Here is a 15425-nt window from a genome sequence, read left to right on the forward strand (position 1 = left end):
TTGATTATATTTTCATAGAGTCTTAAATCGACTTAATGATTAAATGATATAGCCATTAACTGTGGTAGCAAGCTTATTTGGTTTAATATCAATATGCTGTGTATGAACAAGTTTGTTATGCACATAAATATTGGCTTTTATTGGATTAAGCGCTTTTTCAATATTTATATGAAATTTGTTCATGACGTCTTTTGATTTTCTAACGTCGCTTAATTGGTATTTGTGTATTTTACCATTTTGTAAAATGACTTCTATGTAGGGAGCATAAGCCCCAATTTGCGTATCAGGTTGATAAACCATCCCGTATGACCCATAAATAGGAATGCAGCTTTGTTTCTCAATTTTACCTTCAGGGTCATAAAAACCAGTTAAGCTCACGATGGGAACACCTTGTTTATATGGTTTTTTAGTTATTATATGGGAAGCTGATTTTACCCACTTATAGCCATCTGAAATATAGGTGTTTGTTTCATTATTGCTTATCAATTCTATATCATCATTGACATGTATTTTGCTTTGCCAAAGTGCCAATGAACTAATTTTTATAACAGCACCATTATTTTCTTGACTGGCAGCTGGAATATAAAGGTTAGGGCTATGATAGCCATTTCCGCTATTGATATGAATATATTTATGTTTGTTTATCAATTTATTAAATTTTTCGATAGTGAATGTTTCACCATTATGTACTTGGTAATTAAAGAAATAAAAGGCGGAAAGGTCTAAGGGAACATCCTCCATTTTTTGAGTAATAGGGTCCCATTTTTGATATCCTGTTTTGGATTTAGCAGAGAAAACATAACTATTTTCAAGCCGTTTTTGGATAGCTGCCAGTGAATTTGGTGTGTACATGGTGTATGCGTTATATCTATCATCATAAGGGCTTCCTCCTGACATCGCATCGGTGTTGAATTTGCCTTCTTTTGTCAGATTGGGAATGAAAAAGTTATAATCAGCATCCCATAACCATGAAGAGTTTTTTTTGTCTGCTGGGGCATGTGTTCCCCCCTCAGTTCCCCCATAATAGTCGCCTAACCCAAAATTATGTCCTAGCTCATGACTGAGTTCGTTACCTCTTGAATTATACAGTGTAACTTTCCCTGCACCTCCTGACCAGCCATGCACTTGCTCACCATTTTCATATACCCCTATAGAATTATGTACAGTGACTTGGAAAGATGGAATAAACGAAAATTCTGCGGCAGTGCTATTAATACCATAGTTGGCTAAATTAATACCGTCAGAGATAAGGTCTTTTCCTATTTGATGGCGCATATTTCCACTGTGCCCACCACCATTTCCTGTCGCTTTTTCGGTGAAAACATCGCCATTAGGCATGACGACCTCAGTTAAGTGAACAGGCTCATACTGAGCAACAATCAGCTTTTCTGCAGGGATAGTTTGAAAATATTGGCGATGTAACTCTGGGTGAGATTGGAAATCAAACTCATTTCTTGGTGGTGTTAGCATACCGATATCAATTGTATTAATTAAAATTTTATTGGGAGCACCAATGGGAATATTGGATAAGACCCCTTTAGTATCTGAGGTATTAAAAATAAACTGAATACCTGGTTTTATGTGCTCTTGTGAAATACTCGCGGACCATGTGTTCTTCGTATAACTTAAGTTTGCAACGGGCTCAGGTGAAGCTTGTTCCGTAATCGGGAGCCATTTTTTGTTCGGGTCATAGACAAAGGTAATACTTTCCCCTTTGGTTAATTTGTACTGTTTATTACCATAGCGAATATAGCTATCAAGAGTTGCTTTCGAGTTAAACGTCATTTTTTTTTTATAAAAATGGTTGTTGGCTCTCAAAGTGAAAAATCTTGCCCAGTTTCCATCACTTGTTTCAATTTTTATTGAGTTATTTTCTTTAATTAACTTGCTTAAGTATCTATTTTCTTTTGCTATTTTAGATATTTCATCATTTTTATTGATGGTCAGGTCGTACCGCATAGGAACACTAAGAGCGGGTGTAAGCACAGAGTTTTTTTGTTTTATAAATAATTCTGACTTTTTAGGTTTTAAGGAATAATACTTGGAAATTAAAGCATCACTTTTAGTTACCCAATGGCCATTTTCATCACAAATTAGTTTAATACTACTACCCTTATTTAATGTTATAGAATTTTTGCTATAGTATATTTTTATGTCTCTATTCATTCTGTTTTTGACTTTAATGTGCATATTTGCCAATTTTTTATTACTGGCTAATATCAAGGGAGTTATATTTGATTCATTATTAAATTCTAACTGAATATAATTTTTATTATTAAATTTTTTTTCTAGCTGGTTAAACATATTCAAAAATTGAGCTGTTTCATTTTTAATCTTTAAATTTAAATTCCATGGGCCAGAAAAGTCTTTAGGTCGTATATTGGTCTTTTGAATAGCATCATTGGCGAGTTGGGGAAGCTCGGAAGGTGGGTGCATTTCCTGAGTGACTAACAGATTTTTGTCCTTATCATAAATACTTAATGTCATTTTTGAATCATAGTCCAAGTACATTTGGGGTTTGAACATGAGTAATGTTTTTCGTCCCGAAACTAGCCTTGGTTGGGTATCACCTTCAATTCGGTTAATTGCGGGGAACAGTGAGCTTTGAGCTAAATAAACAGTGCCTTTTAAGTCTCCTGTTGTATCACTTAACTCTTGGTTAGTTGTGGCATCAAAATATTTATTTTTATTATAAATATTCATATCAGGAATATCTTCATAGATGGCCTGAGGTGATGAGGGCTCATTAGATAATGTCTCATTCATTATGATAGAGGAATACCTGATCTCATTAAGCTGGTGATGTTGAGTTTTAAAATCATTAAAATATTCAATGGAATAATTTTCTATTATGTTAGGTAAGTTAGTGAGATTTTTAATCAACGATAAGGGGGAATAATCCATTAACATAATTTTCCTTTTGTTCTCTTTACTAGTTTCATTATTTTAATTTAATTCATTTTCTTTTAAATTATAAGATTTTAAATTAGAAGTTTTTCTTAAAAATCAATGTAGTTATGTTTATAATTAAATTATTAATTTTCAATTAAATGAAAATTGAATTATTCTATTTTTGATTAAAGTGATATGATTAAAGTGATATTATTAAAGTTATTGGCTAAGACAGTACTATAGTGATTGATATGAGAAACCCATTATTAAATCAGCCTAGAGTGGCTAAAGGTGATGTATTTTGAGCGCGAATACATCACCATAGAAAGCGTTCTATGGTAATCATAAACAAATAAAATAGGTTTATTACCATGAATAAGAAACATTGGTCAAAATACCAATTACTTCACGAAGTTGTGCAAAATCCCAATATTCATATCAAAGGAAAACACAGTTATTACAGTGATTGCTACGATAATGGCTTTGAAGACTCCGTTGTGCGTTATTTACAAGGGGATGCGCAAAGTCGAGATTGGCAACTGGCATGGGATGTGGACCAACTGTATATCGGCGATTATGTTTGCATTGGCAGTGAAGCGGTGATTTTGATGGGGGGAAATCATACGCATCGAATGGACTGGTTTTGCTTGTATCCTTTTCTTGAATATATTGAGGAAGCTTATATCGGGAAAGGGGATACCATCATTGGTGACGGTGTGTGGATTGGCATGCGGGCGTTTATTATGCCTGGCGTCAAAATCGGTGAGGGTGCCGTCATTGCAACTAACAGTGTGGTGGTTAAGGATGTTGAACCTTATTGTATTGTGGGGGGAAACCCTGCGAAGCCTGTTAAATACCGGTTTTCACCTGAAGTGATTGCCGAGCTATTGGCGCTGAAAATCTATGATTGGCCAGAAGCAAAATTCACCGCATTAAAGCGTGTTATTTGTGGTTCTGATTTTCAGGTGCTAAAACAAGCCAGTATCGAATACGACCAACAACGTTATTCGTAATTGTTATAAGGGGGTTCTGCGGAATCCCCTTTTTACTATTAGACAGTTAGCTTTCTTCCGTGCGAATAAATTCAACCAATGTAGGCTGTGCAATGCGTTGGTAATCTTGTGTATTTAAAATAATTGATCGCTCTAACGTCCCTGCATTGAATGCCAGTTCATCAAAACGTGCAAACAATAACGGATCGGCAATAAGCCGTAAATTGGGGTGAAAGCTAAACGGGGGGATCGCACCAAATACACACTGAGTCAGCTCATCCACTTCTTTTGGGCTTGCCAGTGATGCACGAGTTCCACCAATGGCGATGGCTATTTTGCTTAAATCGGCTTGCTTGTCCGCAGGTAAAATGGCTAGAACATGTTGCTTCACCCCATTTCCTTTTACATGACAGACTAAACCCTTTGCACCTTGCCCTAATTGCGTTCCACGAATTTTTGCCACTTCCTCGGATTTCCCCGCGGTGGAGTGTTCCATCACACGGTATTTGGCATGATTGTCATCTAATAGCTGAGTTAATTGCCTAAAAATTACGTTCTCTGACACCGTTTTTTCCCTTTAAAACCCGATCAATATCAGGGAATGATAACAAGTTCATTAGGAGATACAACCGCAAAACGTAAGAGCCAATAACGGGGTAAATTTGGGAAATAGTATAAATTGCATATCAGATGCGGTTTTTACTTGTTTTGTCCATCCGTTCACGGATTTTATTATGGTATGTCCTGAAGTGTTTTTATTATCTAATAAATTCAATTAATTATAAATCACGATTACATGTTAGTAATGAGAATGTTTATTGTTAAGAATTGAGCTTGATCATTTACGCTCTGTTTTATTCTCGGTAATATAATTTTTTATATAACGAAAATAGATAACATGAAACGTAAAACCCACTTATATGTCATCACGTCATTGATCGCAGGGATCGCGCCATCCATCGTTGCTGCTCAAGTTTCCGAACAAATCAGCAAACCGAAACAAGATAAAATGCTCGTCACGGCAGCACCGACAGATGTCACCGCTGAAGCCCAAGCTGGCGCAGGTTTCTTTATTTCTCAAATTGACCTTGGGCCATTAGGCGATGTGGAATGGATTGATACCCCTTATTCCACCACCACAATCAGTCGTGAAATGATAGATAACCAGCAAGCGAAAAGTGTCAGCGAGCTGCTGAAATACGCCCCAAGCGCACAGATGCAAGCACGCGGTGGGATGGATGTCGGCCGTCCTCAAAGCCGTGGTATGCAAGGTAGTGTTGTTGCAAATAGCCGTTTGGATGGACTCTATATGGTGTCGACAACGGCATTCCCTGTGGAAATGCTCGACCGCTTAGATGTCATTAACAGTTTAACAGGAGCACTGTATGGCCCAGCGAGCCCAGCAGGGCAGTTTAACTTCACCGCCAAACGTCCTGAAGATATTCAACGTTTATCATTAGGTTACCAAAGCCGTAATGCTTACAGCGGGCACGTTGACCTTGGAGGGTATTTCGATACCGATAAACGCTTTGGTTACCGTTTGAATTTAATGGATGAAGAAGGGACGGGTAACTTAAAAGATAGCACCTTACGCCGCAAGCTGGCATCGGTTGCTTTTGATTGGAATATTCAACCAGGCACACAATTGCAACTGAACGCCAGTCACTACAATTTTGTGCAAAAAGGCTATGTTGGCAGCTTTAGTTATGGTCCTGACATTAAATTACCCAAAGCACCAAACCCACAAGATAAAAACTTAGCTCTGCATACCGCGGGGAATGATTTAACCACCGATACCGTTAGTACACGTTTAATTCATGATTTCAATGAAGACTGGAAATTGACAGCGGGTGTTGGCTTCCAACAAGCGGACAGGGCTATGCGCACAGTTTCAAGTCAGATTGTTGATAACCAAGGTGGGATAAAACGCTCATTGTCAGACTCCCCCGCATCAGGGCGTTTTCGCGTCCTGAGTAACTCAGCGGTACTTAATGGCCATGTGGACACGGGCTCAATTGGCCATGATTTATCATTCGCCACTAACGGCTATGTTTGGTCAATTTACAGTGCAAAAGATGGCAGCATTAAACGAGATTTAGGCTCAACCAATATGTTCAACCCTTCACCGATGGAAGAGCCATCTGATGGACGAATTCATACGGGGGGCTCTCGTTATAAAGCTAGCGAAAACCGCCAACAAAGTATCACGGTAGGTGACACCATTACCTTTGACTCGCAGTGGGCAGTGATGTTTTATTTGAGCCAAAGTTGGATTGAAAGCCAAAGCTTTGACAAACAACATCATAAAACTAGCCAAACTAATGATAACGGGCTAAGTCCACAGGCGGCAGTGATGTATAAAATTAGCCCAAAAGTGATGACTTACGTGAGCTATGCGGATTCTCTGGAAGAGGGGGATACCGCGCCATTGAATCAATACATTAAAAATGAAGGGCAAACGCTTGATGCCTATCGCAGTAAGCAATATGAAATTGGGATTAAAGCGGATGTGGCTGATTTAAACCTCGGTGCGGCACTGTTTCAGTTAGAGCGCCCATTTGCTTATGTCGATAATAATGATGTATTTCGCAAACAAGGGGAACAAGTCAACAGGGGGCTTGAACTCACGGCTACAGGCCATGTTTGGCAAGGGTTGAATGTTTATAGTGGTATTACTTTCTTAGACCCGAAATTGAAAGACACGAAAAAAATCGAAGCGCGTGATAAACGTGTTGTGGGGGTGGCTAAAGTTCAAGCGAATATGTTAGTGGAATATGCTCTGCCATCTATGCCTGAATTGGTGTATAGCGCCAATGTGCATTACACCGGTAAACGTGCCGCTAATGACACCAATACCAGTTGGGCGGGAAGTTACACGACATTGGATCTTGGCACTCGCTACAGCACAAAAATCAATCAAACCCCAACAACGGTTCGTTTATCGGTGAATAACGTCACTGATGAGCGTTACTGGGCATCCATTTTCCCATCAGGGATCAATGGTGAAGGCCGTGGTGGGAGTGCCTTCTTAGGTGCAGGCCGTGAAGTTCGTGCAACGGTTACGTTCGATTTCTAATGATAAAAGTTTAGGAGCACGCCGTTTTATATCAAGGTAAAGCGGCGTGATAAATATGAGAAAAACTATTTTCCTGCAATCGGTCATTTTACTGTTTGGGCTGCTAATGGGCAGTGCAATACAGGCGAAGACAGATAACCCGCAATTACGCATCGCAACACCTTGGCCTGCACAAAATACCATTATTATGATGCTCGGTTATGGCGAGCAAATTGTCGGCACTTCGGTGATTGCGAAAAAAATTCCGTTGTTTCGCCAAATGCTGCCAAATATTGATGATGTCCCAGTGATCAGTATTAGCAACCAATTGAGCCCAGAACAGATCATTTCATTACGTACGGAATTACTGTTTGTCGCCAAAGGAATGGAGGTTCCACAGCGTGATTTATTAGAAAATGCAGGGGTAAAAGTGGTTGAATACCCCGCTAATTCTTTAAAATCGTTACAAGAAAGGGTACAGGCAACTGCAAAAGAGCTGGGCCCAGATGCGCAAAGTAAAGCGATTGAATACCAACGTTATTTCGACCGTAATGTGGCATTGGTTAATGCACGGCTGGCGGGCTTAACGGAAGCGGAAAAACGCACGGTTTACCACAGTATGGGGAGCACATTGTTTACCTCGGGGCGACCATCGTTAAATCAAGATTGGATGGATTTAGCTGGGGCAAAAAATGTGGCAGAAACATGGTTTGCAGATAAAAAAAATAACTCAGGTGAGGTATTACTGGAAACCATCATCGCAGCGAATCCAGATGTGATTGTGGCGATGAATAAGGAAGATGCCAAGATCATCAAATCATCTTCCCAATGGCAAGAGATGGACGCGGTTAAAAACCAGCAAGTGTATGTGAACCCAAAAGGCATGTTTTGGTGGTGTCGTGAAACGTCTGAAGAAGCGTTGCAGTTTTTATGGTTAGCTCAAACACTGTACCCAGAGCGTTTTGCGGATATCAATATGCAGCAAGAAACGGCGGATTTTTACCTGAAATTCTTTGGCATTTCACTGAGTGAGGTGCAAATCGATAATATTTTGCACCCATAAAATAACTCTGCCTGCTAAACAGGCAGTTTATCAACTACTGATGACGCTCTTTTAAGCGTTTGATAATCGTGCTTAAATCGAGGTCTTGGTCTTGCAGTAACACCATTAAATGGTACATCAAATCCGCAGCTTCGTTTGTCAATTCAGCACGGTCATTAACAGTTGCGGCCAGTGCGGTTTCAACGCCTTCCTCACCCACTTTTTGTGCGATACGTTTTGTGCCGCTGGCATACAGGCGGGCGGTATAAGAGCTCTCTGGCGATGCCGTTTTACGCTCTTTTAATAGCGTTTCCAGCTCAAACAAAAAGCCCCAGTCACTTTGTGCGGGTGCAAAACAGCTTTGTGTGCCGTTATGACATGTTGGGCCATCTGGCAGGGCGAGGGCTAATAAGGTGTCGCTATCGCAATCAGGGTAAATATCTAATAAATTCAAAAAATTATTGGAGGTTTCCCCTTTTGTCCACAAACGCTGTTTGGTTCTTGAATAAAAGGTCACTTTGCGGCTCTCTAAGGTGACTTGCAGTGCTTCAGGGTTCATGTACCCCAGCATCAGCACATCCCCTGAAACCGCGTGTTGTACGATAACTGGCATCAGATTATCGACTTTTTGCCATGCTAGTTGGCTACATTGTTCTGTGGTTAACATACTCTAATTTGAACTCCCTTTTCGGCTAGGTATTGTTTTAATTCACCGATATTAATAATTTGTTTGTGAAAGACGGAAGCGGCTAAGGCACCATCAACACCAGCATCAGCAAAGGCATCAAGGAAGTGAGCTTTTTCACCTGCGCCCCCTGAAGCAATTAACGGCACTTGGCAAACCTCACGAACTTTTTTCAGTTGTACCAAATCATACCCTTGGCGTACTCCATCTTGGTTCATCATATTTAAGACGATTTCGCCCGCGCCGCGTTGCTGGGCTTCTTTGACCCAATCCAAGGTTTTCCAGCGGGTTTGTGTGGTACGTTTTTCATCCCCTGTAAATTGGTAAACTTGATATTCATTAGTACTGTCATCAAACCAAGTATCAATGCCCACCACGATACACTGAACACCAAAGCGGTCGGCTAAACAGGTGATTAACGTTGGGTCAGACAGTGCGGGGGAGTTAATCGAAATTTTGTCTGCGCCAAAAGATAAAATCTGCGCTGCATCTTCCACTCTCTTAATACCGCCTGCCACACAGAACGGAATATCAATCACTTCTGCAACTTTAGCAACCCAGCTTTTATCGACAACGCGGCCATCAGATGATGCAGTAATATCATAAAAAACCAGCTCATCGGCACCTTCTTGTGCATAGCGCTGCGCTAATGGCACGATGTCGCCGATAATTTCGTGGTTACGAAATTGCACACCTTTAACGACTTGCCCGTCGCGAACATCCAAACACGGAATTATGCGTTTTGCCAACATTCGATTGCCTCCGCAACGGTAAATTTACCTTCGAGTAATGCTCTGCCCACAATAACCCCAGCAGCACCAGACGCTGGAATAGCCGCGATATCCGCTAAATTGCCAATGCCACCAGAGGCTTGAAAGGCAATATCAGGGAATTTCTGGCTGATTTCTTGGTACAGATTGACGTTTGAGCCAGCCAGCGTGCCATCTTTTGAAATATCGGTACAAAGAACGTGTTTTAAGCCATAAGGGCGATAAATTTCAATAGCTTGCTCTAAGGTTAAATTAGAGTTTTCTTGCCAGCCGCTAATGGCGATTTCTTTCACACCTTCGGCATTGATCCGCACATCTAACGCCAACACAATTGCTTCACCGCCGTAGGTTTCAAACCAGGTTTTCACCAGTTCAGGCTTGGTGACAGCCGTTGAACCAATCACCACGCGAGTTGCACCCGCATCTAATAATGCTTTGACATCGTCTTCGGTACGAATACCACCGCCTACTTGTACTGGGACACTCACACCCGCTAACAGTTTTTTCAGTAGCGGAATTTGGCGTTTTTGTGGGTCTTTTGCCCCCGTTAAATCCACAAGATGTAGGAGTTTCGCGCCTTCTTTTTCATATTGTTGTAAACGCGGGAGTGGGTCAGTGCCGTAATCCGTTTGCTTGGCGTAATCCCCCTGATGTAACCGCACCACGGTGCCATCAATTAAATCTAATGCAGGAATGATCATGGTTCTTACATCTCCAAAAAGTTTTGAATCAAGCGAGCGCCAGCGGCACCTGAACGTTCAGGGTGAAATTGCACACCGAAAAAGTTGTCGCGATTTACTGCACTGCTAAATGGGTTGCCATATTGGGTTTGCGCGATGGTATTTTCTGAAATTGGCATCGAATAGCTGTGCACAAAATAGAAATAAGCATCATCAGCAATCCCTTTGAATAACGGGTTCCCCGCGAGGGCTTTCACTTGGTTCCAGCCGCTGTGGGGAACGGGTAAGCCATTGGCATCCATTTTGCGCACAGGACTATCAATCAGACCAAGTAACGGAATTTCCGTTTGACCTTCTTCGCTGATGCTGCCGAGTAATTGCATGCCCAAACAAATCCCTAAAACAGGTTGAGTTAATGCTCTGATTAAGGGCACTAATTCACGCTCTACGAGTTTTTCCATCGCTGCGCTTGCAGTACCTACACCGGGTAAAAACACCTTATCGGCTTGTAAGATAGTGTTGGTATCACGGCTAACCACAGGGCGGTAACCTAGGCGTTGCACCGCATAGGTTACCGACGCTAAATTTGCACAGCCAGTATCTAGGATGACAACGTTCATCAAAGAACCCCTTTTGAGCTTGGTAAAGTATCCCCTTCAACACGGATAGCTTGGCGCAATGTACGACCAAACACTTTAAATAAGCTTTCAGCTTTGTGGTGATCGTTTTTCCCTTTAGTTTTCAAGTGTAACGTACAACCCATAGCGTAAGATAACGAACTAAAGAAGTGCTCAATCATTTCGGTGCTTAAATCCCCCACGCGCTGGTATTTAAATTCGGCTTTATATTCAAGGTGAGGGCGTCCTGAAATATCTAGCGCACAGCGTGCTTGGCACTCATCCATCGGTAGCACAAAGCCAAAGCGTGCGATGCCGCGTTTGTCACCCAGCGCCACTTTCAATGCCTCGCCTAAAGCAAGGCCCGTGTCTTCGACGGTGTGGTGGTCATCGATAAATAAATCCCCTTTGACTTCAACATTTAAGCGGAAACCACCGTGGGTTGCGATTTGGTCTAGCATGTGGTCAAAGAAGCCAACACCAGTGTTAATTTTGCTGCCACCTTCTTGGTCTAACCAAACCTCCACCAGAATATTAGTTTCTTTGGTGACGCGCTCAACACGTGCATGGCGGTCGCGTTTGGTTAATTGGGCAGTGATGGTTTCCCAATCGAGGTCGGTCGCACTATAGCGTAACCCTTTGATCCCCATGTTTTTAGCTAGTTGAAGATCAGTTTCACGGTCGCCGATGACATAGCTATTGTCGCTGTCGAGCACATTGCTGTCTAAATAACGCTCAACTAATTGAAGTTTAGGTTTGCGACAAGCGCAGTTATCTTCGGGTTTGTGCGGGCAAATCAGGACTTCATCAAATTTTACACCTTGCGATTCAAAAAGTTGCATCATCAAGTTGTGTGGTGGCTCAAAGTCTGCGGTTGGGAAGCTATCGGTACCTAAGCCATCTTGGTTGGTTATCATCACTAAACGGTAATTGGCTTTTTGCAGAGCAAGTAAACTTGGAATGACGGCCTTTTCAAAGGCAAGTTTACTTAAGCTATCCACTTGGAAATCAGTCGGTGGCTCGGTAATTAATGTTCCATCACGGTCGATAAATAAAATTTTCTGGCTCATGAGTCATTCCTAATTAGCAAAGTGCTTCAATAGCTTCAATAACACGGACATTTTCAATTTCTGTCCCGATAGTAATGCGCAGGCAATTTTCCAGTCCTGGCTGCTTGCTTTGGTCACGTAAGATAATGCCTTGATCCCACAGGGCTTTAAACACTTTATTGCCGTCAGTAAAGCGCACCAAAATATAATTGGTTTCGCTTGGGTAAACTTTTTCGACAACTGATAAATCACGCAGAGCTTCAGACAGGGCAATACGGTTTTCAGTTACGGTTGCTACACGGCTTTTCATGGTGGCGATGCCTTGAGCATCAAGGGCTTGCGCTGCAATCATTGCAACTGGGGTCGATAATGGGTAAGGGGCGATAACTTTTAATAATATCTCAATCACTTCAGCTGATGCTAACGTGAAACCACAGCGCAATCCTGCTAATGCAAAGGCTTTTGATAACGTTCTTAAAATAACCAAATTAGGGTATTTTGCTAACCAGCTTGCGACGCTGTACTGTGGACAAAACTCAATATAGGCTTCATCAACCACTACCAGTGCACGGCCTGCTGCCATCTCTAACACTTCCTGTAAATCTTTATTATCGATGATATTGCCAGTTGGGTTATTTGGGCTACAAATATAAATAAGTTTAGTATTTGTGAGGTTTTCGCGAATAGAAGCCACATTTAATGACCAATCTGGCAGAGCCATAATTCTTTTCTGCTCGACGCCAAAGGTTTCTGCACTGACGCTGTACATGCCGTATGTCGGAGGACAGAACATTACAGCATCTTTGCCAGGTTCGCAAAATGCGCGGATCAGCAATTCAATGGATTCATCCGCACCACGGCACACTAAAACTTGCTCAGGGGTAATGCCTGCGTAGGCCGCATAGTTATTGATTACAGCCACAGGTTGGCATTCAGGGTAACGGTTTAGGTTGCGCTCACTAAATTGGTAATCTGGTGCGATAGGATATTCGTTAGCGTTGAGCCAAACGTCCCCATTTCCCCCTAAACGGCGCGCAGACATATACGGGGTCATGGTTTTGACATTTTCACGCGCAAGGCTGGCAGCATTAAATTTTTGGCTCATGACTTACTCCTGATTTTGTTTTTTTAGTTCTGTGACACGTAAAGTCACCGCATTTTTGTGGGCAGTCAGTTGTTCCGCCTGCGCTAACGTTTCAATGGTGTTGGCTAAGCCTAATAAACCCTGTTTAGACAGTTTTTGCACGGTCATGCGCTTCATAAAATCTGCAAGGCCGAGGCTTGAATAGGTTGCTGTGTAACCATAGGTCGGTAAAACGTGGTTGGTGCCTGAAGCGTAATCCCCAGCAGACTCTGGTGACCAATCACCAACAAAAACAGACCCTGCACTGGTGATGTTCGCCACTAAATCATCGGCATCACGAGTTTGTAAAATCAAGTGTTCTGGCCCGTAACGGTTACTGATTTCCACACATTGTTTGATAGAGTCAGCAATAATGACGCGGCTGGCGTTCAGGGCTTCTCGCGCAATCGCAGCACGTGAAAGCTGGGCGAGCTGTTTTTCTGTTTCTGCTATCACGCGCTGGGCGAAGTTTTCATCATCGGTTAATAAAATGACTTGAGAATCTGGGCCATGCTCCGCTTGGGATAACAAATCAGAGGCGGTAAACGCTGGGTTCGCTTGGCTATCAGCAATCACTAACACTTCAGATGGGCCCGCTGGCATATCAATCGCTGCACCTTCGTGGCTTTGGCTGACTTGGCGTTTTGCTTCAGTCACATAAGCATTGCCTGGGCCAAAAATTTTATCGACTGCAGGGATGCTCTGTGTCCCAAAGGCCATCGCAGCAATCGCTTGCGCACCACCGACTTGGAAAATTGCTGTAATGCCACACAGTTTTGCCGCATACAGAATTTCATCGGCAATAGGGGGTGGGGAACATAAAATAATTTTGCGGCAACCCGCGATATTAGCGGGTGTGCCTAACATCATGACCGTTGATAATAACGGCGCTGAGCCACCTGGAATATACAAACCAACTGCATCAATCGGGCGTGTGACTTGCTGGCAAACAACACCCGCTTGGGTTTCTACCGTTATGGGGGTGGGGATCTGCGCTTCGTGAAAACGGCGAATATTACTAATGGCCGTTTTCATTGCTGTTTTAATCTCATCACCGAGGCGTGCTTCAGCTTCATCAACTGCATTTGGTGCAACACGTACGGTATCAATTTCGGTTTTATCAAAACGGCGGCTTAAGGCTTGGAGGGCGTTATCGCCCTCTCGACGAACTTGATTGATAATCTCACTGACTGCGGTGCTAATGCTACCAGAGGCAGCAATAGCAGGGCGCATCAGTAATGCACTTTGTTGTTGTTCGTTGCAATCTGCCCAGCGAATTGGCTGGTTGAATCCCATTTCCATGATGACTTACTCCATCATTTTTTCGATTGGCAGAACAAGAATTGAACTTGCACCTAATGCTTTTAGTTTTTCCATGGTTTCCCAGAATAAGGTTTCTGAGCTGACCATGTGCATAGCAACGCGGCTGTGGTCACCTGCTAGCGGCAGAATAGTTGGACGCTCAGCCCCTGGCAGTAGCGCGATGATGTCATCCAGCGTTTCACTTGGTGCGTGCAGCATGATGTATTTAGATTCGCGAGCTTGGATAACGCCTTGAATACGGGTCATCATACGGTCAATAAGTTGTTGTTTGTCCGCAGACATTTCGCCATCACGTTGAATTAAACACGCTTTAGAGCGATAAATCACTTCCACTTCTTTCAGGCCATTAGCTTCTAAGGTTGCCCCCGTTGAAACGAGGTCACAGATGGCATCGGCTAAGCCAGCACGAGGAGCAACTTCGACAGAACCATTCAGTAAGCAAGATTTAAACTGAATACCTTTTTGGTCGAAGTAGCGTTTTAGCAAGTGTGGGTAAGAGGTGGCAACGCGTGAGCCATTTAAGCATTCTGCCCCTGTATAGTTAAAATCTAATGGTGCAGCTAAAGAGAGGCGGCACCCACCGAAATCCAAGCGGCGCAATGTTTTGTACTGAGGGTCTTCCCCTTGTGCGCGGCGATTTAATAACTCTTCTTCAAGGACGTTTTCACCGATAATACCTAAGTCCACTACACCGTCCATAACCAGCCCTGGAATATCGTCATCACGCACACGAAGTAAATCAATAGGCATATTTTCTGCATAAGCAATCAAACGTTGTTGTTGTAAATTGATTTTGATCCCGCAGCGAGCCAATAACTCTCTTGATTCTTCGCTTAAACGACCTGACTTTTGAATAGCAATACGTAAACGTGATTTATCCAACATAACCTTACCCCATATTCCTTTAGTAACTTTTTGTTTTAATATAAAAAAACCCTCGGAAGATTATCTTCCGAGGGTTCTCTCATTTGCATTTCAGCCACCGGAAGATTCGTTGATCGTCTTCCAGCACACATCGCCCGAAAGACTAATCAGGATGATGGTGATGATGATGGTTGCGTGAAATACGATTCATAATGTCTTCCGTTCTCTTATTTAACTGAATGACTAAACATTCACTGTGCTAACTAAATACTCATTGGTATCCAACCTATCCGATTTCCCCCTATGAATGCAACCTTTTTTTAAAAAATAACC

Annotated in this window: 13 protein-coding genes and 1 other annotated feature; of the genes, 3 read left to right on the forward strand and 10 right to left on the reverse strand. The window is 42.4% G+C overall.

The features are described 5' to 3' along the window. Positions 1–39 precede the first annotated feature (39 nt). On the reverse strand, positions 40–2910 hold the full coding sequence (locus PSF27_RS00475; RefSeq protein ID WP_272680643.1) for a M66 family metalloprotease: 2871 nt from the start codon (positions 2908–2910) through the stop codon (positions 40–42). Between the two features lie 353 nt (positions 2911–3263). Between PSF27_RS00475 and PSF27_RS00480 the strand changes: the two genes are divergently transcribed. Next, positions 3264–3905, forward strand: a complete 642-nt coding sequence (locus tag PSF27_RS00480) for a CatB-related O-acetyltransferase (protein WP_272680644.1) — start codon at positions 3264–3266, stop codon at positions 3903–3905. A 46-nt stretch (positions 3906–3951) separates the two neighbouring features. On the opposite strand, the gene PSF27_RS00485 is transcribed toward PSF27_RS00480, so the two are convergent. Then, complete coding sequence (locus PSF27_RS00485; protein ID WP_206085404.1) at positions 3952–4449, reverse strand: YbaK/prolyl-tRNA synthetase associated domain-containing protein; 498 nt, start codon at positions 4447–4449, stop codon at positions 3952–3954. 333 nt (positions 4450–4782) lie between these two features. On the opposite strand from PSF27_RS00485, the gene PSF27_RS00490 reads away from it, so the two are divergent. Next, positions 4783–6960: a TonB-dependent receptor gene (locus PSF27_RS00490; protein WP_442958933.1), complete on the forward strand. Its 2178-nt coding sequence runs from the start codon at positions 4783–4785 to the stop codon at positions 6958–6960. 55 nt (positions 6961–7015) lie between these two features. After that, a complete protein-coding gene (locus PSF27_RS00495) occupies positions 7016–8002 on the forward strand; it encodes an ABC transporter substrate-binding protein (protein WP_272680645.1) in 987 nt (328 codons plus the stop codon). Between the two features lie 34 nt (positions 8003–8036). Here PSF27_RS00495 and hisIE read toward each other — a convergent pair whose 3' ends face one another. The 8 genes from hisIE to hisG are packed head-to-tail and all read right to left on the reverse strand — an operon-like array spanning position 8037 to position 15113. Continuing rightward, positions 8037–8648, reverse strand: a complete 612-nt coding sequence (hisIE, locus tag PSF27_RS00500; protein WP_206085407.1) for a bifunctional phosphoribosyl-AMP cyclohydrolase/phosphoribosyl-ATP diphosphatase HisIE — start codon at positions 8646–8648, stop codon at positions 8037–8039. Next, on the reverse strand, positions 8642–9418 hold the full coding sequence (gene hisF, locus PSF27_RS00505; protein ID WP_272680646.1) for an imidazole glycerol phosphate synthase subunit HisF: 777 nt from the start codon (positions 9416–9418) through the stop codon (positions 8642–8644). Before hisF ends, hisIE begins: the two co-directional genes overlap by 7 nt. After that, the gene (gene hisA / locus PSF27_RS00510; RefSeq protein WP_206085409.1) at positions 9400–10137 is read right to left on the reverse strand and encodes a 1-(5-phosphoribosyl)-5-[(5-phosphoribosylamino)methylideneamino]imidazole-4-carboxamide isomerase; all 738 of its coding nucleotides are present in this window, start codon (positions 10135–10137) and stop codon (positions 9400–9402) included. Before hisA ends, hisF begins: the two co-directional genes overlap by 19 nt. A 5-nt stretch (positions 10138–10142) precedes the next feature. Next, positions 10143–10736 (reverse strand): imidazole glycerol phosphate synthase subunit HisH, encoded by a 594-nt coding sequence (hisH, locus tag PSF27_RS00515; protein ID WP_272573462.1) that lies wholly within the window; start codon positions 10734–10736, stop codon positions 10143–10145. Further along, a complete protein-coding gene (hisB, locus tag PSF27_RS00520) occupies positions 10736–11803 on the reverse strand; it encodes a bifunctional histidinol-phosphatase/imidazoleglycerol-phosphate dehydratase HisB (protein WP_272680647.1) in 1068 nt (355 codons plus the stop codon). The genes hisH and hisB overlap by 1 nt, the downstream gene beginning before the upstream one ends. Before the next feature lie 13 nt (positions 11804–11816). Then, positions 11817–12887: a histidinol-phosphate transaminase gene (gene hisC / locus PSF27_RS00525; RefSeq protein ID WP_272538790.1), complete on the reverse strand. Its 1071-nt coding sequence runs from the start codon at positions 12885–12887 to the stop codon at positions 11817–11819. Between the two features lie 3 nt (positions 12888–12890). Beyond that, positions 12891–14207: a histidinol dehydrogenase gene (gene hisD / locus PSF27_RS00530; RefSeq protein ID WP_272680648.1), complete on the reverse strand. Its 1317-nt coding sequence runs from the start codon at positions 14205–14207 to the stop codon at positions 12891–12893. A gap of 6 nt (positions 14208–14213) precedes the next feature. Next, a complete protein-coding gene (gene hisG, locus PSF27_RS00535; RefSeq protein ID WP_206085414.1) occupies positions 14214–15113 on the reverse strand; it encodes an ATP phosphoribosyltransferase in 900 nt (299 codons plus the stop codon). Between the two features lie 40 nt (positions 15114–15153). After that, positions 15154–15280 (reverse strand) — a sequence feature (His leader region). Positions 15281–15425: the final 145 nt, after the last annotated feature.

Source organism: Providencia sp. PROV129 (assembly GCF_028482245.1).
Taxonomy (GTDB): Bacteria; Pseudomonadota; Gammaproteobacteria; order Enterobacterales; family Enterobacteriaceae; genus Providencia; species Providencia vermicola.

Coding starts and splice junctions, on each gene's coding strand:
- hisG (WP_206085414.1), bottom strand. CDS start 15,113: ATGTTGGATAAATCACGTTTACGTATTGCTATTCAAAAGTCAGGTCGT.
- hisH (WP_272573462.1), bottom strand. CDS start 10,736: ATGAACGTTGTCATCCTAGATACTGGCTGTGCAAATTTAGCGTCGGTA.
- hisF (WP_272680646.1), bottom strand. CDS start 9,418: ATGTTGGCAAAACGCATAATTCCGTGTTTGGATGTTCGCGACGGGCAA.
- PSF27_RS00475 (WP_272680643.1), bottom strand. CDS start 2,910: ATGTTAATGGATTATTCCCCCTTATCGTTGATTAAAAATCTCACTAAC.
- hisA (WP_206085409.1), bottom strand. CDS start 10,137: ATGATCATTCCTGCATTAGATTTAATTGATGGCACCGTGGTGCGGTTA.
- hisB (WP_272680647.1), bottom strand. CDS start 11,803: ATGAGCCAGAAAATTTTATTTATCGACCGTGATGGAACATTAATTACC.
- hisIE (WP_206085407.1), bottom strand. CDS start 8,648: ATGTTAACCACAGAACAATGTAGCCAACTAGCATGGCAAAAAGTCGAT.
- PSF27_RS00480 (WP_272680644.1), top strand. CDS start 3,264: ATGAATAAGAAACATTGGTCAAAATACCAATTACTTCACGAAGTTGTG.
- PSF27_RS00495 (WP_272680645.1), top strand. CDS start 7,016: ATGAGAAAAACTATTTTCCTGCAATCGGTCATTTTACTGTTTGGGCTG.
- hisD (WP_272680648.1), bottom strand. CDS start 14,207: ATGGAAATGGGATTCAACCAGCCAATTCGCTGGGCAGATTGCAACGAA.
- hisC (WP_272538790.1), bottom strand. CDS start 12,887: ATGAGCCAAAAATTTAATGCTGCCAGCCTTGCGCGTGAAAATGTCAAA.
- PSF27_RS00490 (WP_442958933.1), top strand. CDS start 4,783: ATGAAACGTAAAACCCACTTATATGTCATCACGTCATTGATCGCAGGG.